General features: G+C 33.8%; 20 protein-coding genes. All 20 read right to left on the bottom strand.

Annotated elements, in window-relative coordinates; all coding sequences use genetic code 11:
- Positions 1-18: 18 nt before the first annotated feature.
- The 20 genes from OC526_RS00570 to mnmE all read right to left on the bottom strand — a co-directional run bounded on the left by OC526_RS00570 (position 19) and on the right by mnmE (position 21,142).
- A complete protein-coding gene (locus OC526_RS00570) occupies positions 19-2,547 on the bottom strand; it encodes a ribonucleoside-diphosphate reductase subunit alpha (protein WP_262121225.1) in 2,529 nt (842 codons plus the stop codon).
- 177 nt (positions 2,548-2,724) lie between these two features.
- Entirely contained in the window at positions 2,725-3,210 is a 486-nt protein-coding gene (locus tag OC526_RS00565) for an RDD family protein (protein ID WP_262121224.1), read from the bottom strand.
- On the bottom strand, positions 3,203-4,192 hold the full coding sequence (sppA, locus tag OC526_RS00560) for a signal peptide peptidase SppA (protein WP_262121221.1): 990 nt from the start codon (positions 4,190-4,192) through the stop codon (positions 3,203-3,205). Before sppA ends, OC526_RS00565 begins: the two co-directional genes overlap by 8 nt.
- Before the next feature lie 226 nt (positions 4,193-4,418).
- Positions 4,419-6,425 (bottom strand): ATP-dependent zinc metalloprotease FtsH, encoded by a 2,007-nt coding sequence (gene ftsH / locus OC526_RS00555; protein ID WP_262121220.1) that lies wholly within the window; start codon positions 6,423-6,425, stop codon positions 4,419-4,421.
- A gap of 1 nt (position 6,426) precedes the next feature.
- Positions 6,427-6,897: a MarR family winged helix-turn-helix transcriptional regulator gene (locus OC526_RS00550; RefSeq protein ID WP_262121218.1), complete on the bottom strand. Its 471-nt coding sequence runs from the start codon at positions 6,895-6,897 to the stop codon at positions 6,427-6,429.
- A 123-nt stretch (positions 6,898-7,020) separates the two neighbouring features.
- Complete coding sequence (locus tag OC526_RS00545) at positions 7,021-7,905, bottom strand: NAD(P)/FAD-dependent oxidoreductase (protein WP_262121215.1); 885 nt, start codon at positions 7,903-7,905, stop codon at positions 7,021-7,023.
- On the bottom strand, positions 7,905-8,213 hold the full coding sequence (locus OC526_RS00540) for a thioredoxin family protein (protein ID WP_262121213.1): 309 nt from the start codon (positions 8,211-8,213) through the stop codon (positions 7,905-7,907). Before OC526_RS00540 ends, OC526_RS00545 begins: the two co-directional genes overlap by 1 nt.
- A gap of 77 nt (positions 8,214-8,290) precedes the next feature.
- Complete coding sequence (locus OC526_RS00535) at positions 8,291-8,899, bottom strand: transcriptional regulator (protein WP_262121211.1); 609 nt, start codon at positions 8,897-8,899, stop codon at positions 8,291-8,293.
- Positions 8,899-10,245 carry a DUF1538 domain-containing protein gene (locus tag OC526_RS00530; protein ID WP_262121209.1) on the bottom strand — a complete coding sequence of 449 codons (1,347 nt, stop codon included), beginning with the start codon at positions 10,243-10,245 and terminating at the stop codon, positions 8,899-8,901. Before OC526_RS00530 ends, OC526_RS00535 begins: the two co-directional genes overlap by 1 nt.
- Positions 10,246-10,368: 123 nt before the next feature.
- Complete coding sequence (gene pta / locus OC526_RS00525; protein ID WP_262121207.1) at positions 10,369-11,352, bottom strand: phosphate acetyltransferase; 984 nt, start codon at positions 11,350-11,352, stop codon at positions 10,369-10,371.
- A gap of 72 nt (positions 11,353-11,424) precedes the next feature.
- A complete protein-coding gene (locus OC526_RS00520; RefSeq protein WP_262121205.1) occupies positions 11,425-11,901 on the bottom strand; it encodes a DUF4446 family protein in 477 nt (158 codons plus the stop codon).
- Complete coding sequence (locus tag OC526_RS00515) at positions 11,898-12,458, bottom strand: cyclodeaminase/cyclohydrolase family protein (protein WP_262121203.1); 561 nt, start codon at positions 12,456-12,458, stop codon at positions 11,898-11,900. Before OC526_RS00515 ends, OC526_RS00520 begins: the two co-directional genes overlap by 4 nt.
- Positions 12,445-13,398 carry a ParB/RepB/Spo0J family partition protein gene (locus tag OC526_RS00510; RefSeq protein ID WP_262121200.1) on the bottom strand — a complete coding sequence of 318 codons (954 nt, stop codon included), beginning with the start codon at positions 13,396-13,398 and terminating at the stop codon, positions 12,445-12,447. The genes OC526_RS00515 and OC526_RS00510 overlap by 14 nt, the downstream gene beginning before the upstream one ends.
- Entirely contained in the window at positions 13,399-14,313 is a 915-nt protein-coding gene (locus tag OC526_RS00505) for a ParA family protein (RefSeq protein ID WP_262121198.1), read from the bottom strand.
- Entirely contained in the window at positions 14,291-15,511 is a 1,221-nt protein-coding gene (locus OC526_RS00500) for a nicotinamide-nucleotide amidohydrolase family protein (protein ID WP_262121196.1), read from the bottom strand. Before OC526_RS00500 ends, OC526_RS00505 begins: the two co-directional genes overlap by 23 nt.
- 25 nt (positions 15,512-15,536) lie before the next feature.
- A complete protein-coding gene (locus OC526_RS00495; RefSeq protein WP_262121194.1) occupies positions 15,537-16,355 on the bottom strand; it encodes a CPBP family intramembrane glutamic endopeptidase in 819 nt (272 codons plus the stop codon).
- Positions 16,355-17,197 (bottom strand): CPBP family intramembrane glutamic endopeptidase, encoded by an 843-nt coding sequence (locus OC526_RS00490; RefSeq protein WP_262121192.1) that lies wholly within the window; start codon positions 17,195-17,197, stop codon positions 16,355-16,357. The genes OC526_RS00495 and OC526_RS00490 overlap by 1 nt, the downstream gene beginning before the upstream one ends.
- Positions 17,198-17,258: 61 nt before the next feature.
- On the bottom strand, positions 17,259-17,882 hold the full coding sequence (rsmG, locus tag OC526_RS00485; RefSeq protein ID WP_262121956.1) for a 16S rRNA (guanine(527)-N(7))-methyltransferase RsmG: 624 nt from the start codon (positions 17,880-17,882) through the stop codon (positions 17,259-17,261).
- Between the two features lies 1 nt (position 17,883).
- Positions 17,884-19,785, bottom strand: coding sequence for a tRNA uridine-5-carboxymethylaminomethyl(34) synthesis enzyme MnmG (gene mnmG / locus OC526_RS00480; protein ID WP_262121190.1), 1,902 nt, complete (start codon positions 19,783-19,785; stop codon positions 17,884-17,886).
- Positions 19,775-21,142: a tRNA uridine-5-carboxymethylaminomethyl(34) synthesis GTPase MnmE gene (mnmE, locus tag OC526_RS00475; protein WP_262121188.1), complete on the bottom strand. Its 1,368-nt coding sequence runs from the start codon at positions 21,140-21,142 to the stop codon at positions 19,775-19,777. The genes mnmG and mnmE overlap by 11 nt, the downstream gene beginning before the upstream one ends.
- Between the last annotated feature and the right edge of the window lie 121 nt (positions 21,143-21,263).

The following is a 21,263-nucleotide window of genomic DNA, read 5'->3' as shown; positions in this document are numbered from 1 at the left end:
AGGAGATTTATTTCTCATCTAACTTGCACAAGAATCACAATCTTCTACTTCAAGGCTTTTACCTCTTACATAGTATATACTTTTTACTCCTGCCTCCCATGCTTTGATATATACGTTTAATATTTGGCGCATGGTATATTCGTTGGTTATATAAATATTTACGGATTGGGCTTGGTCTATATGTCTTTGTCTTACGCCTGCCATTTCCATTGATATATTTTGATCAATGTCGTGGGCATTTTCGTATAGCCAAAATGTTTTTGTAGTTAGACCTGGAGCTACTCTTGGTACTATGGCTCCTTTTTTCTCTTCTAGGAAGTATCTGCTCATAATTGGGTCAACTCCTGCAGATGTTCCTGAGATAATTGATGTAGACCCTGTTGGAGCTATTGCCATTAGGTAGCCATTTCTTAGTCCGTTTTTAGCTACTTGATTTTTTAATTCTTCCCAACGGTCGCTATTGTAATCTCTTAGATCAAAATATTCACCTGTTTGCCAGTCGCTTCCTTCAAACTCTTTGTATGATCCTTTTTCTTTGGCAATTTCCATTGATTCTAGGATTGCATAGTAGTTTATATCTTCATAAACCTTGTCTACAAATTCTGCGTGGGCTTCGCGATTTGTCCATTTTATATCATTTTTAACTAGCATATGGTGGTAGCCGCTTGTTCCAAGACCAATTGCTCGGTATTTTTTGTTTGTAACCTCTGCATATGGGGTTGGGTAGTAATTTAAATCAATTACATTATCTAGGGCTCTTACTACTGTTCTAACAGTTTCTTCTAGGACTGCTTGGTCGGTCACATCAAATTTACCAAGGGTTAAGCTTGCTAGGTTACATTCTACAAAGTCACCTGGTTTTGTTTTGTTAACTATAATTGTGTCGCCATTTTCATCCACAATTTCTGTAGAAACTGTTTCTGATGGGCTCATATTTTGGGCGATTTCTGTACAAAGATTTGATGAGTAAATCATACCCTTGTGTTTGTTTGGATTAAATTTATTTACTGCATCTCTATTAAAGACAAATGGTGTTCCTGTTTCTGTCCAGGATTTGATTAGTAAACGCACCATTTCTTTTACTGGCATAGTTCTTCTTGATATTTCTTTATCTTCAACAAGTTTTAAATAAAATTCTTTCCACTCATCTCCATAGGTATCCTCAAGAGACTTGCCATATTTTTTCTCAATTTCATGTGGGTCAAACATATACCAGGTTGCATTTATATCATCACGACTTAATTCCCAGAAGTAATCAGGGAAGCAAACCCCAGGGAATATATCGTGGGCTTTCATTCTGTCATCCCCATTGTTTGTTTTAAGTCCCAAAAATTCAGGCATATCTTTATGCCAAATATCTAGGTAACAAGCAACTGCCCCTTGGCGAACACCAAGTTGGTCAACAGCAACTGCAGTGTCATTGGCAAGTCTTATCCAACGGATAACTCCACCTGCAACTCCTTCAAAGCCACGAATATCAGATCCATTTGCACGAACTTTTCCAAAATATAAACCCATGCCGCCGCCGTGTTTAGAAACTTCAGCAAAATTTGTTATTGAACGGTAAATTCCCTTTAAAGTATCTGGAACTGTATCAATAAAGCATGATGAAAGTTGGTTAAATGGTTTACGAGCATTGGTCATGGTAGGGGTCGCCATAGTTGCTTTTAATGTTGATAGGATATCATAAAGTCTTTTTGCAAATGCAACCCTGTCTTTTTCTGGGATTGCTAAGTGCATGGCAATGCCCATAAACATTTCTTGGACACTTTCGATAATATCTCCTGTAAAAGTACGAATTAGATAGCGCTTTTTAACCAAATCTAAACCAGAATAGGTAAATAAATCATCGCGGTCTTTTTTAAGATATGCTTCTAATTCATCAAAATCTTCTGAAGAATAATTTTCTTTGATATATGCCCCATAAAGGCCAGCATTAGTTAGGTAGTCGATTTTTGATTTGAAGTCTACAATGTCGTATCTTTCTTCATTTCTCTTTATTTCAAGATCAATTTCATACATCAAAAATCTTGCCGCTATAATTTCCCAGTCAGGAGTTTCCTTGCTAGTAAGCTCACTTGCTGCACGAGTTAGGGCCTTTAAAAGTTCATCATCAGTCATATTTGCCTTGGTAAAAGATTCAAATTTAAAATATAAAGAATCTATTGGATATCTTTGATTATCAAATTCGCTTTGGACTTTTGAAATGATGTCTAAAATCTCTTTATCATTGATATATTGTTCAAAATCTGTCATTACCTTGCGATCCATGTTGTGTTTTGCACGGTAAAGGATAAATGATTTTACTTCCCTATAATAGTTTTCGTCAATTAGAGTAAGCTCTACCAAGTCTTGAACTTCCTCAACTGATACTATGTGGTCTTTAGGATATTTTTCCTTGATTGTGGCCGCTATTTTTTCGCTCATTTCAGCTAATTTTTCATCAGATACCAAGCTATCCACAGATGCGAAGGCTTTTGAAATAGCCACTTCAATTTTTGATTTTTCAAATGGAACTCTTGTTCCATCTCTTTTAATAATTTCCATATTTTCCTCTGTTTTTCTAATACTATATCTTGTATATTTTCTTATCAACTGATAATTATGATACCATATATAGTATGTTTTTGAAAAGAAATACAGAAATTTAACAAAGCCTATATTCTGCAGTTTACACAAAATATAGGCTAAATTTTACACTTTTTTAGTTATATTTATATATATTTATAAAATATCTCTAGTTTGCAAATAATACTCATATTCTCTATTTTTTACAACTACGGTGTCGGATAATATATCCATAAGTGATTGTTTTTTTGGAGCAAAGGCAATTATTAAATACAAAATTACAAATTTATTTTGTACATATCTCCCAAATGTTTCACGTGAAACAACTTGGCCTAGGCTTAGTTTTTCTCCATTAATTGCTACTACCCTTATATTTGTAATCATTTTGCCCAAGGTTTGACCATCATTAAAATAGGTCATAAGAGTGAAATATGCTAGGGTAATTATCCAGCTAATAATAGCAAATATACCTATACCGTTAAAAATGTTAACATCAGCACCTATTATTAGGTTTTTAATAATACTAGCAATAGCGTTGACAACTAGCATATCAATAGCAAACGCCAATAGCCTTATGAAAAAACCTGCATAATAAAAGTCAGTTCTTACATCTCTTTTATCTAAAACTTGGACTTCACTCATAGTAGCCTCCGTAAAGGTACATTGGTTTATTAGCCTCATTTTCCATAAATTCTTTTAAGATTTGTAGGTCAGATTCTGGCTTATTTGTAAGAGATTTAAATGCTGGTAGGTATTTAGCAAAAGAGCTCATTAGTTCATTTTTTTCAAATACCATAGGATCATTTAATTTATATTTTTCTGTAATATCAGCTACCGCATCATCTAGGTCGCCTATTTCATCTACTAAACCATTTTCCACAGCTTGGCTACCATCATAGATCCTACCATCGGCAAGTTTTCTCACTTCTGATTCGCTCATGTCACGGCCATCTGCTACAACTTTTACAAATCTTCCAAAGGCACTATCTACCAGACCTTGAAGATATTCTTTTTCTTCCGCATTCATATCACGGCCAAAGGTCCCTGCATCTTTCATTTTGCCAGTAGTTACATTTTGTTCTTTGATTCCATATTCTTCAAATAAACCTTCTAGGGAATAAGATTGCATAATCACCCCGATAGATCCAGTAAAGCTTTCATTTGATGCATAAATTTTATCGCATGGAGCTGATATGTAATATCCACCACTTGCAGCTAGCTCTTGCATAACAGAATAAACTGGTATGTCTTTTGCCTTTATTTGCTCAACTTTTTTTGCAATGCGTTCGCTGGCATAAACTGATCCACCTGGAGAATTTACATGTAAAATAACAGCCTTAATTGTATTATCCTCTAGGACTTCATCTAGTTTTTCAACTATAAAATCATTTGTTTCATTTTTTGCTATCATTCCATCTACATTTAAGACCATAATTCTTTGTAGGGCATTGTTTCCATATAAAACTTCATCTTCTGCTCCCATAAGTCTTTGGCGGGCCTCTCTGTACACATTAGCCTCTCTAATTTCTTTTGTATTTTCTGACCTATTTGTAAAAATAGATATTAAAAATACTAACAAGGCCAAGCCGGCTGCTAACCATCTTTTTTTGTTACTAGTTTGCATAATTCCTCCCATTTTTAAAAATTTATTATAAACTATTGTTATTATTATAACATAGTTTGTAATTGTTTTATTTTTTATTTTAAGTATAATTATAGTGCATGACAGTTATCGTTAACACTAAGAATAATTGTAATGTATAGGCCATTGTGGCCTATTTACATATATTATATGTAATATTATATCCAAAGAAAAAACTGCCCATTATCTAGGGCAGTTTTTTCTTTGGCTAATCTTCACTTGATGTGTTGCCTTCAGGATCTTGGCCCGGCATTTCATCTATATTTTCATTTATAGGTGGTAAATCATTTATTTCTGTATTTTCATCATCTAAATCATTTAAATCCACATCTGTATTTTCTCTAATTTCTTCCTTATCAATAGGGTCAGCTTCCTTACGGTTTAAAATTTCCATAAATTCTTCGCCTGTGATAGTTTCTTCTTTTAGTAAGAAATCAGAAATTTCGTGAAGTTTGTCCATATTTTCTTTTAAGATTTCAATTGCTCTCATGTGGGCCTGGGTGATGATTGATTGTACTTTTTCATCAATTTTATTTCCCGTACCACTTGATACAATTAGATTTCTTTCTCCTCCAAGGTATCTACCGTGGATTTGTTCTAGCTGCATAAAGTCAAAATCTTCATCCATACCATAAATTGTAACCATTGATCTTGCCATAGCTGTTGCTCGTTCTATGTCATTGCTTGCACCAGTAGTTTTTGTATTAAATACTAGCTCTTCAGCAGAACGACCACCAGCAAAGGTACAAATTTCATCAAATAGTTCTTGCTTGGTCATGATATATTTTTCATCTTTATCAACTGTCATTGTATAACCCAATGCCCCGCCAGTTCTTGGTACAATTGTAATTTTTGTAACAGGAGTCTTGTGGGTTTGAATTGCTGCTACTAGGGCGTGGCCAACTTCGTGGTAGGCAATAATTTTCTTTTGATCATCAGAAATCACTGCATTTTTCTTTTGTTGACCTGCAATTACTACTTCTATTGACTCTTCTAAGTCCTCTTGGATTAATTTTTTACGTCCTTCACGTACTGCACGTAAGGCACCTTCGTTTACAATATTTGCTAAATCTGCCCCAGATGTTCCTGCTGTTCTTCTTGCTATTTCTTCATAGTCGATATTATCTTCACGTTTGATATTTTTGGCGTGAACTTTTAGGATATCTTCACGGCCTTGTTTGTCAGGAAGTTCTACTTGAACTTGTCTATCAAAACGTCCTGGACGTGTTAAAGCTGGGTCTAATATTTCTGGTCTATTTGTTGCAGCCAAAAGTACTACACCTTCTGTTGCATCAAAACCATCCATTTCATTTAATAATTGGTTTAGAGTTTGCTCACGTTCATCATTTCCAGAAAAACCACCAGTATCACGTTTTTTACCAATAGCATCAATCTCATCGATAAATACTATACATGGAGCTTTTTCTTTGGCTTGTTTAAATAAGTCACGTACTTTGCTAGCACCCATACCTACAAACATTTCCACAAATTCTGAACCAGATATTATGAAAAATGGTACACTTGCTTCACCAGCAACCGCTTTTGCTAAAAGTGTTTTACCTGTTCCTGGAGGTCCTACTAAAAGTACTCCCTTTGGAACTTTTGCACCAATTTCTTTATATTTGCCTGGATTATGAAGAAAGTCTACGATTTCAAATAAAGAATCTTTTGCTTCTTCTTGGCCAGCTACATCCTTAAAAGTTTTTCCTGTTTTATTTTCCACATAAACCTTGGCATTTGATTTTCCAAAATTCATGAAATCTGCGCCACCACGGCCTCCCATGGTTTTTGTAAGAGATCTTGATGCAAAATAAAATATTGCATATAGGAATAATAAAGGCAGGATTGATGTTAGAAATATAGTCAACCATGGATTCATAGTTGTTTCTATTTTCCTACTAAAGGTTAGCTTATTATTATTTTTCTTAGCTTCTAAAAGCCTATCTGTAAGGTCTGTATCAGCCCACAAACCAGTTTCATAAGTTTCTTCTTTGCCATCTACTACCGCTTTAAAAGTGTATTTAGTTTCATCTTTGAAAACTTCAGTTACCTGATCTTTTTCAATCATAGTAACAAATTGGCTATAGCTTACCTCTTTTGCTCCATCTTGGTTAATTACTGGATTTAATGCAAATCTAATTACAATATAAAGAATTATCGCAATTATCCAATAATACAAAAGGGGTCTATTAGATTTATTTTTCTTATCACTCATCTTATAGTCCGCTCCTTGAGATATAATTATCTAAAAGTACATCAAGGGCTCCTAATTCATCAATTATTGTTTGTAAGTTAACATCTATCTCATCTGTTGGGATGTCTGTTCTGATTTGGTCAAAGTAAGATCCAACCTTATCAGCCGCTTTTTCCCCTTTTTCAGTTAATTCTACGTTTACAACTCTCTCATCTTCTTCAGATCTTATTCTTGTTACAAACCCTTGTTTTTCTAATTTTTTACAAATATTTGAAATATTTCCTCCGGTTACACCAATGGCATTTCCTAAGTTTCCTATAGAAACAGCTTCCTTATTGGCATAAAGGGTAATTAGCATTTTAAGTTGCAAGGTTGTAATACCCAATTCTTGGGCTGTATCTTGCAATAAAATATCAATTTTATGTGAAATCTCCCTAATCATAGAGAAAATCGAATTATTAAATTCAAAAAAATCAATATGTTCCGCTGCCATAACTCCTCCTGAATTTTTAATCTTTTTATTATTTTACATATTATTTTAGATTTTTCAATCTAAAAAATACTATTTTTTATATATTTTTTATTAAAAATATTGTTAGGCCTTAAAATATAAATTTTACCACATTTCCTTGGAAAACTTACCACTTTCTACTAAAGTAATGTATTTTGCTGCATCAAGGGCTGCAACTTGTCCTTGGCCTGCCGCCTTATTTATTTGATATGGTCTGCCTGCTATGTCTCCTGCAGCGTAAAGTCCGCGGATATTTGTTCGGCAATTATTATCAATTATTATATGCTCAGCATCAGTTTTTATAGATGGAACAAGTCTTTCTGGTTTTGAAGAGTCTCTGATTATAAAAAATCCGTCTGCTTCTATTTCCTTGCCAGATTTAAATTTAAGGGTGGTTGGATTGTTTTCTCCCACAAATTCTACCGGAATTTCTCCATTTATAACTTCAATATCATCGTTAAGTTCAGGATTTTCCTTATACATATTTACATAAATAAGTTTATCAACTACTTCAGATGTATAATTTGCTTCCTCGACTGATTCTTCGTTGTAGCCGATTAAGACAACTTTTTTTCCCTTATAAAAACTTGCATCGCAGGTGGCACAATATGAAACGCCCTTGCCAAAAAATTTGTCTTCGCCGATCAAATCTTTTTTAAGTTCTATACCTGTTGCTACAATTACAGATGTAGCTTCGATCATCTTATCTCCCTTTAGGATTATGGCAAAGTAATCTCCCATGGCATAGATTTGTTGGACTTTTTCTGTGGATTTTTCTATATCATGACCTTCAAGAGTTTTTTTGAAATTTTCATTTAATTCTGCTCCACTTATGGTTCCAAAACCCAGATAATTTTTAATCCCCTCAGTTTTAGATATGGCCGGCGAATCTAATCCAAATACTATTACGCTTTTATTTCTTATGCTAGCATTAACAGCGGCGCTAAGTCCTGCTGGACCCGCGCCTATTACTGCTAAATTATATCTCATTATAAATATTTTCCCATTGCTTGTTCTAGGACATCTCTTGATTGAAAACCTACAAGAGTTTCTTGTAACTTACCATCTTTAAAAATCATTAGGCTTGGAACTGCATTTACATTATATTGGCTAGCAATTTCTTCTGCCTCATCAACATCTACTCCATAGATTGGATAATCTACTTCACTTGCTAATTCTTCTAAAACTGGCTTTTGCATTTTGCATGGTCCACACCATGTTGCATTAAAATCTACCAGGCAAAGTCCCTTGCCAGCTTCAACTTCATCTCTAAATCCTAATGTATCTAATTCACGCATTTTTTTCTCCTTTATTTTTCTTATGTATTTGCAGGAAATTTTATATTAAGGTTTTTCCTGCTGTTAAGAGTTGAAATTTAGTTTTGTTCGACTAAACCTCTTACTTCCATAACTGGTAGTGAGTATATTATACCCTTATTTTCTTCTATTAAATTCATTTGATCATATATGGCATCGCGAATTTTTTCTACTAGGTCTTTTTTAACAAGCATGATTACAATATCTTTTTCAGGCTCTATATTCATATTTAGTAAAATTGACTTTACTTCTTTTGCAGAACCACGTCCGTGAACGAGTGTAGCACCCCTTGCACCATTTTCTTGGGCAATGTGGACTGCTTTTTGACCTTCATGGCGGTCTACAATTACATAAAGCGCTACATAATCTATATCAAAATTCAAATCATCTTCTCCTTTATAATCAAGTGGCGATGTAAATGCTATACCTGTATTGGTTTTATCCAACTTTTCACTTAATTCATCAAGTATTTTTTTTACACTTTCATCATCCAAAATGGCCATTACAATTTCTTTTCTTATTTTATCTACATGAAGCATATTTGAAATCGCATCTGTAGCTGATCCATAGCCATACATGCAAGAAATTGCCTTTGCCCCATCATCTTGTAAAACTTTCATAAAATCGCTGCCAAGACCTCTTGGCAAAATTACTCTTAAAAACTGCATTATCTACTTCCTTTCTTATAAAGGTAGCCCAAGATCATTATTGTAAGAACTGGCATCATAGCTACAAAAGAAATTACTCCAAAACCATCTGCTACATTGCCTGCCACTCCCTGGCAAAAGGCCAAGATAAATGTCGCAGTCATAGGTCCTGATGCTACTCCTCCTGAGTCAAATGCAATCCCTACAAAAATTTGCGGAATTTTAAGTGATAGCAATAGTGAAATCAAAAATCCTGGGACAATAACCATCCAAAGGGCAAAATTTTGTGAATTTATCCTAATAATTGCAAGCATAACTGCACTTGCAACTCCAATTGATAAGGCCCTTAAAATACTTTTTCTTTTTATGGAACCACCGGTTACATCCTCAACCTGCTCAGATAATACGGCAACGGCTGGTTCTGCGAGAACTACAACCAGTCCCATTACAAATCCTATTAGGGGTAAAAATTTGGATTCCCTAAGACCTTCGCCCAACACTCTGGCAAGCTCCATAAATCCAGCCTCAACTGAGGTCAAAAATACTATTAGACCCATATAAGTATATAGCAAACCAAGTAAAATTTCTGTTAACTCGTATTTTGCTAGCTTAAAATATTTAGCATTCATTATTATAAAAACTAGGGCAATAGGCACTATTGCAAAGCTTGCATTTTTTAGTCCACTTATGAGGGCTGAACCATGGTCTGCTGCTTGGATTTCAAAATTATTTTCTCCCACTGAAAGACTCATTAAAAGCCCTGCAATAATTGGGCCGGTAGAAGCTATGCCTACCAAGCCAAAGGAGTTATCTTCGCTATAATCACCCTTTAAATTTGCAACACCAAGTCCAAGGGCAATTATAAATGGAGTTGTCATCGCTCCAGTGGTAGCTCCTGATGCATCAAAGGCAATGGCATGGCCTGTGTCATTTGCCAAGAACATAAGGACAAAAATAAGTAAATATACAATCCACATTAATCTTGAAATTGAAATCTCTTTAAAAATCCTAAAAAGACCCATTGCAATCATTATTCCCACTCCTATAGAAATAATTGCAACTATAAGCCACGGTGAAAGTCCAATGGCTTGGGTAATTTGATTGGCCAAAATTAATAGGTCTGGTTCTGCCATTGAAATTACAAATCCTATAAAAATACCAAATAAAACTACTTTTATGATTTTATCAAACCTTGCCAAAAAATCTCCCATCATAGAACCAATTTTAGAAATAGAAAGGTCAACTCCTGATAGAAAAATTGAAAGTCCTATGATGACCCCAAAAGATCCTAGGACAAATTTTATAAGCAAATCACTTGCTAATCCTACAAAAAAATTGAGGACAAAAACTAAAACAACTATGGGCAAAACTGCCTTAGTATTTTCTTTTGTATAATCTAGAAATATAGGCGCCTCCTTTTATTTTTTAAAAAAAAGAGGCAATCTTTCGATTGTCTCTTTTAAGATAAATGTTTAGTTTCGGTCATTCATTTATTCAGCCGCTGCTTGGCTTGCTGTAATTATTGCTGTTTCGTAAACGTCATCTGCTGAGCATCCACGGGATAGGTCATTAACAGGTGCATTTAAACCTTGAAGGATAGGTCCTATTGCTTTAAATCCACCAAGTCTTTGAGCAATTTTGTATCCGATATTTCCTGCTTGTAGGTCTGGGAAAATAAATACATTTGCTTGTCCAGCTACATTTGAATCAGGAGCTTTTTTGCTAGCTGTTGTAGGATCAATTGCAGCGTCAAATTGTAATTCACCATCAATTGCAAGGTCTGGAGCAAGTTCTTTTGAGATTTTTGCAGCTTCTGCTACTTTATCAACTAGTTCGTGTTTTGCAGAACCCTTTGTTGAGAATGATAGTAGGGCTACTTTTGGATCGATACCAAATAATTTTGCTGTGTTAGCAGATTCTACTGCAACTTCTGCCATTTCTTGAGCTTCTAATGTAATATTTACAGCAACATCAGAGAATACGTATTGTTCTCCATTTTCTCCAACCATAATCATAATACCTGATACTCTAGAAACACCTGGTTTTGTTTTGATAAGTTGTAGGGCTGGTCTAATTGTATCACCTGTTGTTCCAACAGCACCTGATACCATTCCATTTGCAAGGCCAGTTTTAACCATCATAACACCATAGTAGTTTGTATTTTGAAGCATTTTTTCTGCATCTTCTCTTGTATTTTTACCTTTTCTAAGTTCTACAAATTTTTCTACAAACTCATCATAGTGGCTATCATTTGCAGGGTCGATAATTTCTAAATCACCAAGATTTAGTCCGTTTTCGTCAGCTGCCTTTTGAATTTCTTCTTTATTTCCTAAAACGATTGGTTTGATTAATCCTTCTTCATTGTGGCGGATAGCTGCTTCTAATATTCTTTTGTCTGTTCCTTCTGGAAATACTATTGATAATTCTTTACCTTCTACTGCTTTTCTAGCTTGTTCTAAAATTGTTGAGCTCATTTTTCCTCCTAAATTCAATCAATTGTCTTTTTAATATTAATACCCAAAAAAATTACAAATATCAAATTATTTTTATTTGCCACGTGCCTTTTGTAGGGCAGCTTCTTCTTGTTGGGAAATTTCCCCACGGCTTTGACCATTTGAAATTTCTTTTAAATAAATAGTGGATCCGTCCTTGCCATAGATGCTAGTTAAAATAATTCCATTATGGAAATTATCTAGCAAACAAAGGCAAAATGATAGTTCACTTGTATCCCCATCGAAGGCATTAAAATGAACAACGGACATATTGCTAATGGAGCCCATGGTTGTGTCCTTAGCCTCTAGCGACCTTTGGTCAACTGATTTTAATTGTTGGTTTGATAATTCGATTTGGTCATTTAATCTTAAAAGTAATTCTTCAAGGTTGACCTCTTCGCTAGTTCCTCTTAAGAGGTGGTCATAGCGATTTTTTTGCCTTCTTAATTTATTATTCATAGACTGAATCATGGCAAATTCTACTACGACAAGAATTGCCAAAATTCCTAATAATACGTAAACTACTGTCATTTGTTCCTTCTTTCAATAATGTCTAGATTTTTTTGATATAGATTTTTTGCAAGCCTAGTTTTTTCATCAAAATCATATGATAAATCTGTTTGGTCTAAATTTATTTTTATAGTTGCAAAGGAAGATAATATTGCCTGATATAGCAAGTCATTTGAAATTTGACCGTCGGTAAGAGTGGATTTTTTTCCATATTCTAGAAAAAAACTTATTTCATCCAATGATTTCAAATTACCATCCACCATTGAAATAAGAGGTAGTGCTGCATTTTTATAATCAATTTCCTTTGCCTCTTTGTTTTTTATCTTATCCATAAGAGCATTAAAATTATCTACATCATCTTGCATAAATTTTTCGTACTGCTTGGATATATGGAGTAATGTTTCACGTGAAACGTTGGCTTTTTCACTCAGGTTTCCAAAATTATCCTTATCCATCATAAGGCAAAGATTTATAGCAAGATTTGATATTAGAATCAATATTGCACCACCACCAGGATTTGCATCAGCTTTTCGACTTTGACTTATGAGGGTAGCCACATCCATATCAATTAGTTTCATCTTTTATCCTATTATATAGGTTTTCTATTTCTTCTATAGAAAAACAATCAAAGGTTACCTTATATGATTTTCCTGTTTTATTGATTGCTACCTTAGATCCTACTTCATCCATAAATTTTTCTTCTAGGTCTTCTACTAGGATTTGGTCGATGTTTGGCCCGTAAGTTTTTTTGTTAGAGTCTACTTTTTCATCATATATTTTGGTCTTAGTAGTTTTCTTTTCCACCTTACGGATATTTGTTCTACCATTTATAAAGTCATTTAGGGTAAGGCTTCTTTGGTTATTGTCAGTTATTGATAAAAGTGTTCTAGCTTGACTTGGAGAAATTTTGCCATCATCTAGGGCTTTTTTCTCAACATCAGTAAGATTTAAAAGTCTTAGAGTGTTTGCTATATATGACCTAGATTTTCCCATGGTTTTTGCGATTTGTTCTTGGGTCATATTGTGGTCTTCAGATAATTTTTTATAGGCATTTGCTTCTTCCAAAACCTTTAAATCTTCCCTTTGGACATTTTCTACCAAAGATAGTATTTCTACATCCTTTTTACCATAATCACGGATAATAGCATCAATTTCTTTTAGACCTGCAATTTTGCTTGCCCTAAATCTTCTTTCACCTGCAATAATTTCATAATTGTCATTAACTTTTGAAACTACGATTGGATTTAGCAAGCCATATTCTTTTATAGATGCTGCAAGATCATTTATAGCATCATCATCAAAGTGCTTACGGGGTTGGTTAGTGCGTGCTTTGATTTTGTCTAAGGCAATTTTTTCTATCTTGTCAGTAGGATTTACATTTTCAATTGTTTCTAATTCTTTTTTTATTTCATTGTCGTAGGCTTTATTTAAAGAATAATTTGTATTTTTTTCTTCTTTTTTATTTACTTCTGGAATCAGGGAATTCAATCCACGTCCAAGGGTTCTCTTATTTGACATCTATTCTCCCTTTCTATTTTCTTCATTATTTATTATTTCATTTGCAAGGGCAATATATGCAACAGAACCTTGCGATTTTGAATCGTATTCGATAGTTGATAAACCGTGGCTAGGTGCTTCAGCCAAACGAGGATTTCTAGGAATCATTACCTTAAATACATTTGTTTTAAAATAAGCTTTAACTTCTTCAACAACTTCATATGATAAGACCGCTCTTTTGTCAAACATAGATAATAAAACGCCTTCTATTTCTAAATCCTCATTCAATTGTTGTTTGACCATATTATATGTATTCATAAGCTCACTTACCCCTTCTAGGGCATAATACTCGGTTTGAATAGGTATGATAATTGAATTACTTGCCACAAGAGCATTTATGGAAAGCAGTCCAAGAGAAGGAGGACAATCAATTAGTATAAAATCATATTTATCTTCATCTATCAATCCAAGCAAGTTTTTTAATTGACGGGTACGTTCTAGGGGATCTAGGTCAACTAATTCTACTTCTAAACCTGATAAGGCAGACTCAGAAGGTATTATATCAACCCCTGATTTTGTTTTTGTTATATAGTCTTCTATATTAATAGGATTTTCTTCAATTAAAACTTCTTTAGTATCTTCTTCGTTTTCTACTTCTAACTCTTCATTTTCTGTAGAATTATCTACTTCATCCTCTGTTTCTGAAACATCTTCGTGATTTAGTTCGGGATTTTCTTCGCTAGCGTAAAATAATTCGTATAAGGAGTTTTCAATATTGTACTTATCAAGTCCTAAACCAGTTGTAGTATTTGACTGTGGGTCGATGTCAATTACTAGGACTTTTTTATCCAAGTAATTTAAGGCAACAGCCAAGTTTACAACTGTGGTTGTCTTTCCAACTCCTCCTTTTTGATTAAATACTGATATTATTCTCATATTCACCTCTCATTACAAGTATGGCTATATCTATAATTTTTATTTTTGCTCTGAGCCTTACTCGATTTCTATCTCCATTTAATTGTAAGAGTTTTGTATATTTTTTACCATTATACATTATACCAATCCACACTTGGCCCGTATGGGCATAGCCGGTGGTTGCTAGACATAAATTAGCCTTAGTTCTTTCATATAAACCGTCTAGCATTTGTATTAAAACTTCTTCACTTACTACACTGTACTCTTTTATTGTTTCACGTGAAACATTTAATATCTTTTCTTTTACTTCATCTGCATAAGTAACATAAGCTTGGTCTATAACATCTGAAGCGCCTGGAATGTCAATTATAGATGATGCAATTAATCCACCAGTTATGGATTCAGCAGTAGACACTTTTTCTGATCTATCCCTAAGCAAATTGATTAATACTTCTTCTTTTCTTATATCTTCGGTTGTTATTACATATGGACTTAGCTTTTTATTTATTAAATCAACTCCAATTTGTAATTGTCTTTGCACTTCACTTTTATTATCTGCCTTGGCTGTTATCCTCAGTATGGGTCCTTCATCAGTTATATATGGACTTATGGTTGGTTCAGTCCTATCTAAGTCAATTCTTCTTGCCATGTCCCATTCACCTAAAAGACCAAATTTTGCAATTTTGGATTCTATTATCGCTTCTTTGGTGATATATTTAACAACTTCTTCATTAAACATATTTTTCATTTCATTTGGTGGGCCTGGCATTAAAATATATTTTGTTCCCTTTTTACTAGTTAATATACAACCAGGAGCAGTTCCTACTGTGTTTTCTAAAATAATGGCAGATTTGGGAAACATGGCTTGTTTAATGTTGGATTGAGCAGATTCTTCATCTCCATTAAAAAAAGAAAGCAAAGCATGGAATGATTTTTGATCAAGCTCTACTTCATTTTCTATTTCGCAAACCTTAATTGCCATTTCTTTTGTAATATCATCAGGAGTTGGACCTAAACCTCCACTTGTGATTACATAATCAACTTCACCATCACAAGCCTTAAAGGCATCAAAAAGTCTTTTGGGATTATCACCAATAGTTTCCATTTTGTATAAGTCGATACCAAACTCCATTAGCCTTCGGGCTATGAATTGGGAATTGGTATCGACAATATTACCTAATAAAATCTCCGTACCGATTGAAAAAATTTGTGCTCTCATTTATTTCCTTCTATATATATAATACTTATTCAACTCTATTTACATTAACTTCTTTTTTAAAACCTATTAAAAATTTTATCCCTATTATTATACAGATCAAACAAATAATCATTACTAGACTGGCAACATCTTGATATAAAGATAAGCCCAGTGCCAGTAAATTATTTACCAAGTGTACAAGTATAGCGTCTGTTATATTTCTTCTATAGTAATATACATAGGCTAAGACCATACCCATAAAAAATGTATTTATTCCTTGGAGGATATTCAAATGGTAAATTCCAAATAACAAACCATTTAAAATAATTGCAGTTTTTAGGGAATATATTTGATTAAATTTTTCAAAAACAATTCCCCTAAAAATAATCTCCTCACAAATAGGAGCAAGTATAACCACTCCTAAGAACATAATTAATATATCAAAACTTGTATTTGCCTGAAAGGCTTGGTTGAATTGATTTAAGATATCATTTACCATCTGATTATCGCCTGCTAGGGTTAAAATCAAAGAAATTATTATATTTCCAAAGCCAGCAACTCCAAGACCAATTATCACCATCTTCCACGAATCAGGTAAAAAACCTCGGTTTTTTATAGGGTTTTGAAATCTATTAGGCTGGGCTTTTTTGAAAATTTTAAATCCTAGCCATATTAATATTAATCTTAAAAGTTGGCCAACAACAACCTGGTATTTAATTACATCTGTTAATATACTGGCTTCAGATCCACTAGGATTTGATGAGCTAATCATAGCTGCCAATATAATAGAAGAAATTAATTCCGTTCCATAAACAAAGAGCATAGCCAAAAATCCTATGCCCAAAAATTGCAAAACTTTTTTCATTACCTATCCTTTATTGTTTCACGTGAAACATCAAACTTATTAACGCTATTATGTTTCATGTCTCTTAAAATTTTGATAGCAAATATAAAGCAGATCAAGCCACCTATAAAAGCTATATAATAAGTTATTATATTTATATTTACAAAAAGTGCAATAAAGTTGTTTACCACGTGGACGATAATTGCATCTGTGATATTTGCTCTTTTGTAGTAAACATAGGATAGGGTTAATCCTAGGAAAAATGCATTGATGCTTTGTCCAATATTAAAGTGGATTATTCCAAATATAAGTGATGATAAAATCATTGCTGGCCCCAGCTTATAGAGTAAATTACTTTCTCTAAATAAAACACCTCTAAAATATAATTCCTCACCAAGAGGAACTAAGACAGCCATGCATACGAAAAATAAAATCACATCACTTAAAACAAGTTCATCAAACACATTTACTGGGTGAAGGGTCTCAAAATTTATAGGGTTGCCAGCTAATATGTTTAATAAAATTCCTGTTAAAAGTAAACCAAAAAAAGCATAGCCCCAACCTACTATGACCATTTTCCAAGAATCAGTTAAAAAACCTTTATTTTTCAAGTAAGGCTTTTGACTAGTTGAAAGTCTTTTTTCACGTAAATTGAAAAAAATAAATAATAAAGCAATTGTGATTATCCATTGCAAGGCTAATTTAAAATGAATATTTGCTACAGCATATTCTAGCAAAGCTTTGTTGTCGCTAAGAGGGATACCAGATATAAGGCCGAGCAAGCGTATAGAAACAAAATCCATGCCTAGCCAAAATCCAACTACAAGGATGGCTACTAATAAAAATTTAAAAAACTTTTTCATGGCTACTCCTTTTATTTTTATATTACCCATATAACTATTCATAAAAACAAAAAGAAAAATCCTAAAGGGGATTCTTCTTTGCTTGGTTTTTGCCGCGTGGATATTTTTTTTTGGTCGGATGGATTTTTTCTACGATAATATTTACCCTGTCATTGTCATCAATTTTAAATCTTTCGATATCTTTAACTTTACCGCCCAAAATTTTTATTGCATTTTGGGCTGCTTCCAATTCTTCATCAGCTTTTGGACCCTTAAGTGCAATAAAGATTCCGCCAACTTTTAAAAATGGTAAACACAATTCAGAAAGAGTTGACATATTTGCAACTGCACGGCTTACTACTACATCAAAGGATTCTCGATTTTCTTTTGCAAAATCTTCTGCTCTGGTGTGGATAGCACGGGCATTAGATAAGTCTAATTTATCAATTACTTCATTCATAAAATTCACTTTTTTATTTACACTATCGACTAGGGTTAGGTCAAAGTTTTTTTCGATACGAAGGGGGATACCAGGAAATCCTGCACCTGCTCCTATATCCAAGACCTTATTTCCTTCTTTTATATAAGGAAGAACTGAAAGTGAATCTTCAAAGTGTTTAATTTTTATCTCTTCTGGATCTGTTATACTTGTTAGATTTGTGTGAGAATTTACCTCGATTAGATAATCGCTATAAATTTCATACATTTTATTTTTGTCCACTTACTTCTCCTGTCTTAAGTCTAATTAAAAGTACATTTATATCAGCTGGTGTTACTCCAGAAATCCTGCTTGCTTGGCCAACTGATGATGGTTTTATTTCGTTTAATTTTGCAGCTGCTTCTTTTTTTAGACCATCAATGCTATTGTAGTCAAAGTCTGCTGGCAATTTTTTATTTTCCAGTTTTTTAAACTTATCTATGTCAGCCATTTGTTTTGCTATATAGCCTTCATATTTGATTTCAGTTTGAACTTGGATTTGTTGAAATTTTGGAAGCTTTGGTCTATCCTTATCAAAAATTGCTACTGATTCATAGTCAAGTTCTGGACGTTTGATAAGACTATATAGGCTAACTCCAGTTAAAATTGGGTTGGTACCAATTGAAGCTAATTTTTGATTCGTTTCATCTGTTGGAGTTAGAATAATATTTTTAAGTCTTTCTTTTTCATCATTTATGGCCTTATACTTATCAACCATTTTTTGGTATCTTTCTTCACTTGCCAGTCCAATTTTGTATGCTTTTTCAGTTAACCTTTGGTCAGCATTATCTTGGCGCATGGTTAGGCGGTACTCGCAACGAGAAGTCATCATCCTATAAGGTTCATTTGTACCCTCAGTAACAAGGTCATCAATTAAAACTCCTATATAAGCATCTGACCTATCTAAGATAAATGGATCTTCTCCTTTTATTTTTAAGGCTGCATTTATACCTGCTATAAGACCTTGGCCAGCTGCTTCTTCATAACCAGATGATCCATTTATTTGTCCAGCAAAATATAAACCAGAATAGGTCTTGGATTCTAAAGTTAGATTTAATTCCCTTGTATCAATCATATCGTATTCAATAGCATAGGCTGGACGCATAATTTTTGCATTTTCCAGACCCTTAATGGTTTTATAAAAATCCATTTGCACTTCTTGAGGTAGGGAAGATGATACTCCTTGGACATAAATCTCATCAGTAGATAAGGATTCTGGTTCAAGAAAAACTTGGTGGATATTACGATCTTCAAAACGAATCATTTTATCTTCTATAGATGGGCAATATCTTGGACCAATACCATCAACTTTTCCACCATAGATAGGGGAGCGGTCTATGTTTGCCATTATGATTTCTTTTGTAGCAAGGGTGGTGTAGGTCAGATAGCAATCGTATTGCTTGTGGCCTGAGAAATCTTTACCCTCATTTTCAAAAGAAAATGGTACTATTTCCGCATCCCCAGCTTGAACTTCAGTTTTTGTAAAATCTATAGTCTTACGGTCAATTCTTGCGGGCGTCCCAGTTTTGAAACGACGTAAGAAAAATCCCATTTCTTCTAAAGAATCAGAAAGGTAGGTTGCAGCTGATAAACCATGAGGACCGGAAACTTTTTCAAAATCTCCCATAAGAATTTTTCCGTTTAAGTAGGTACCTGTACAAACTATGACAGCCTTGCAAGGAAAGATTGCTCCCTCGATTGTTTCACATGAAACAATTTTTCCATCCTCATAATTTATCTTATCTACTTCTTGCTCAAAGATGTCAAGATTTGGCTCATTTTCCAAAACCTTTTTCATCTCTTCATGATATTTTCTTTTATCAGCTTGAACACGTAGTGAGTGTACAGCTGGTCCTTTGGAAGTATTTAGCATACGAGATTGGATAAATGTTTTATCAATCACCTTTGCCATTTCTCCTCCCAAGGCGTCTAGTTCACGCACCAAGTGACCTTTTCCTGTTCCTCCGATGTTTGGATTACAAGGCATATCTGCTATTGATTCCAAGGATGTAGTTAATATTAAAGTTTTCATGCCAAGTCTTGCGGCAGCAAGTCCTGCTTCACAACCTGCATGGCCTGCACCGATGACTACGACATCATAACTATCGTGTATATATTTATTATTTTCCAACGCAAAACTCCTTAAAGACCTTATCCATTATTTCATCTGAAACTGACTCACCAATTATAAGTCCCAAATCATCATAGGACCCACGTAAATCTACCTCTACTGCATCAAGGGGTATGCCCATTTTAATGTCAGTAAGCGAGTCATCAAGTTTTTTGCCAGCTTGATTTAATAATCTTTCGTGGCGGGTATTTGTAATTAAAATGGACTCACGATTAATTTCGCTTGTATCAAAAATTTCTGTAATTGTCTCTTCTAATTTATCGATACCAATATTTTCTGTCATAGATGTTTCTATAATAGGCAAGTCAATATTATCAAAAATTGCCCTATCAAATTTTTGGTCTAGGTCAGTTTTATTTAAGATAATGATAGAATTTTTTCCCTCGATTAGGTCAAGGATTTTTTGATCTTCCTTATCAAATTCTCTTGACGTATCGAATAAGGCAATGATTAAATCAGAAGATTTTGAAATTTCTATTGACTTATCCACACCGATTTTTTCAACAATATCATCAGTATCGCGGATACCTGCTGTATCATTTATCTTTAGGGTAAATGAACCTAGATTGATATATTCACTAATCAAATCACGGGTTGTGCCAGGGATGTCTGTAACAATGGCACGATTTTCTTTTAATAGGGCATTAAGTAGGGAAGACTTACCCACATTTGGTTTTCCTAAAATTGTAGTATTGATACCTTCTCTGATAATTTTCCCTTTGTTAGAAGTATTTAAAAGCTTATCAATCCTAGTCTTAGCCTGGTCCATATATTTTATAATTTCATCAGGAGATAGGTCCTCGCCATCTTCTGTGAAGTTTATAGAATATTCTAACCTAGAAAGAGCTTCTAAAAGAGACTTACGAATTGCTTCAATTTCATTTCTCAAAGACCCATTTAATTGGTTAATCCCTTGGGCTTGGGACAAATCATTTGTAGAATTTATAATATCTAAAACAGCTTCTGCCTGAGATAAGTCTATACGACCATTTAAAAAAGCACGTTTAGTAAATTCACCAGGCTCAGCCAGAACTGCACCCTTATCTAAAAGAAGATTTAAAATCTTTTTTACAGATATAAAAGAACCATGGCAATTAACCTCTACTATGTCTTCTCTAGTATAGGTCCCAGGACCTGCCATAAAATTTACCATAACTTCATCGATAATTTCATTCCCATCGACGATATTACCATAGCGCATCCTGCGATTATCTTTTTTAATATCTATTGGCCCACCGTGGATAGGCTCAAATATTTGATCAATTATTTCTTTGCTTTTATCCCCACTCATCCTAACAATGGATATACCACCAGTACCTGTTGGAGTAGAAATAGCTGCAATAGTAGCTTCACTCATAAAATTTTCCTTTCATAGTACGATTGTATCCACTACTTTGACTAGTGGTTATTAACATAAAGATTATAGTAGAAAATTAGTAAAAGTCAACATTTGTTGATAATAAGTAATCAAATAACAC

It is taken from the genome of Anaerococcus sp. Marseille-Q5996, from assembly GCF_946893725.1.
GTDB lineage: Bacteria > Bacillota > Clostridia > Tissierellales > Peptoniphilaceae > Anaerococcus > Anaerococcus martiniensis.
The sequence above is the reverse complement of the archived record's forward strand: the minus strand, read 5'-3'. Positions and strand labels throughout refer to the sequence as shown.

Excerpts from the sequence above, each read along its gene's own strand:
- OC526_RS00570 (WP_262121225.1), bottom strand. The coding sequence starts at position 2,547 with ATGGAAATTATTAAAAGAGATGGAACAAGAGTTCCATTTGAAAAATCA.
- OC526_RS00565 (WP_262121224.1), bottom strand. The coding sequence starts at position 3,210 with ATGAGTGAAGTCCAAGTTTTAGATAAAAGAGATGTAAGAACTGACTTT.
- sppA (WP_262121221.1), bottom strand. The coding sequence starts at position 4,192 with ATGCAAACTAGTAACAAAAAAAGATGGTTAGCAGCCGGCTTGGCCTTG.
- ftsH (WP_262121220.1), bottom strand. The coding sequence starts at position 6,425 with ATGAGTGATAAGAAAAATAAATCTAATAGACCCCTTTTGTATTATTGG.
- OC526_RS00550 (WP_262121218.1), bottom strand. The coding sequence starts at position 6,897 with ATGGCAGCGGAACATATTGATTTTTTTGAATTTAATAATTCGATTTTC.
- OC526_RS00545 (WP_262121215.1), bottom strand. The coding sequence starts at position 7,905 with ATGAGATATAATTTAGCAGTAATAGGCGCGGGTCCAGCAGGACTTAGC.
- OC526_RS00540 (WP_262121213.1), bottom strand. The coding sequence starts at position 8,213 with ATGCGTGAATTAGATACATTAGGATTTAGAGATGAAGTTGAAGCTGGC.
- OC526_RS00535 (WP_262121211.1), bottom strand. The coding sequence starts at position 8,899 with ATGCAGTTTTTAAGAGTAATTTTGCCAAGAGGTCTTGGCAGCGATTTT.
- pta (WP_262121207.1), bottom strand. The coding sequence starts at position 11,352 with ATGAGCTCAACAATTTTAGAACAAGCTAGAAAAGCAGTAGAAGGTAAA.
- OC526_RS00520 (WP_262121205.1), bottom strand. The coding sequence starts at position 11,901 with ATGACAGTAGTTTACGTATTATTAGGAATTTTGGCAATTCTTGTCGTA.
- OC526_RS00515 (WP_262121203.1), bottom strand. The coding sequence starts at position 12,458 with ATGAAACTAATTGATATGGATGTGGCTACCCTCATAAGTCAAAGTCGA.
- OC526_RS00510 (WP_262121200.1), bottom strand. The coding sequence starts at position 13,398 with ATGTCAAATAAGAGAACCCTTGGACGTGGATTGAATTCCCTGATTCCA.
- OC526_RS00505 (WP_262121198.1), bottom strand. The coding sequence starts at position 14,313 with ATGAGAATAATATCAGTATTTAATCAAAAAGGAGGAGTTGGAAAGACA.
- OC526_RS00500 (WP_262121196.1), bottom strand. The coding sequence starts at position 15,511 with ATGAGAGCACAAATTTTTTCAATCGGTACGGAGATTTTATTAGGTAAT.
- OC526_RS00495 (WP_262121194.1), bottom strand. The coding sequence starts at position 16,355 with ATGAAAAAAGTTTTGCAATTTTTGGGCATAGGATTTTTGGCTATGCTC.
- OC526_RS00490 (WP_262121192.1), bottom strand. The coding sequence starts at position 17,197 with ATGAAAAAGTTTTTTAAATTTTTATTAGTAGCCATCCTTGTAGTTGGA.
- rsmG (WP_262121956.1), bottom strand. The coding sequence starts at position 17,882 with ATGTATGAAATTTATAGCGATTATCTAATCGAGGTAAATTCTCACACA.
- mnmE (WP_262121188.1), bottom strand. The coding sequence starts at position 21,142 with ATGAGTGAAGCTACTATTGCAGCTATTTCTACTCCAACAGGTACTGGT.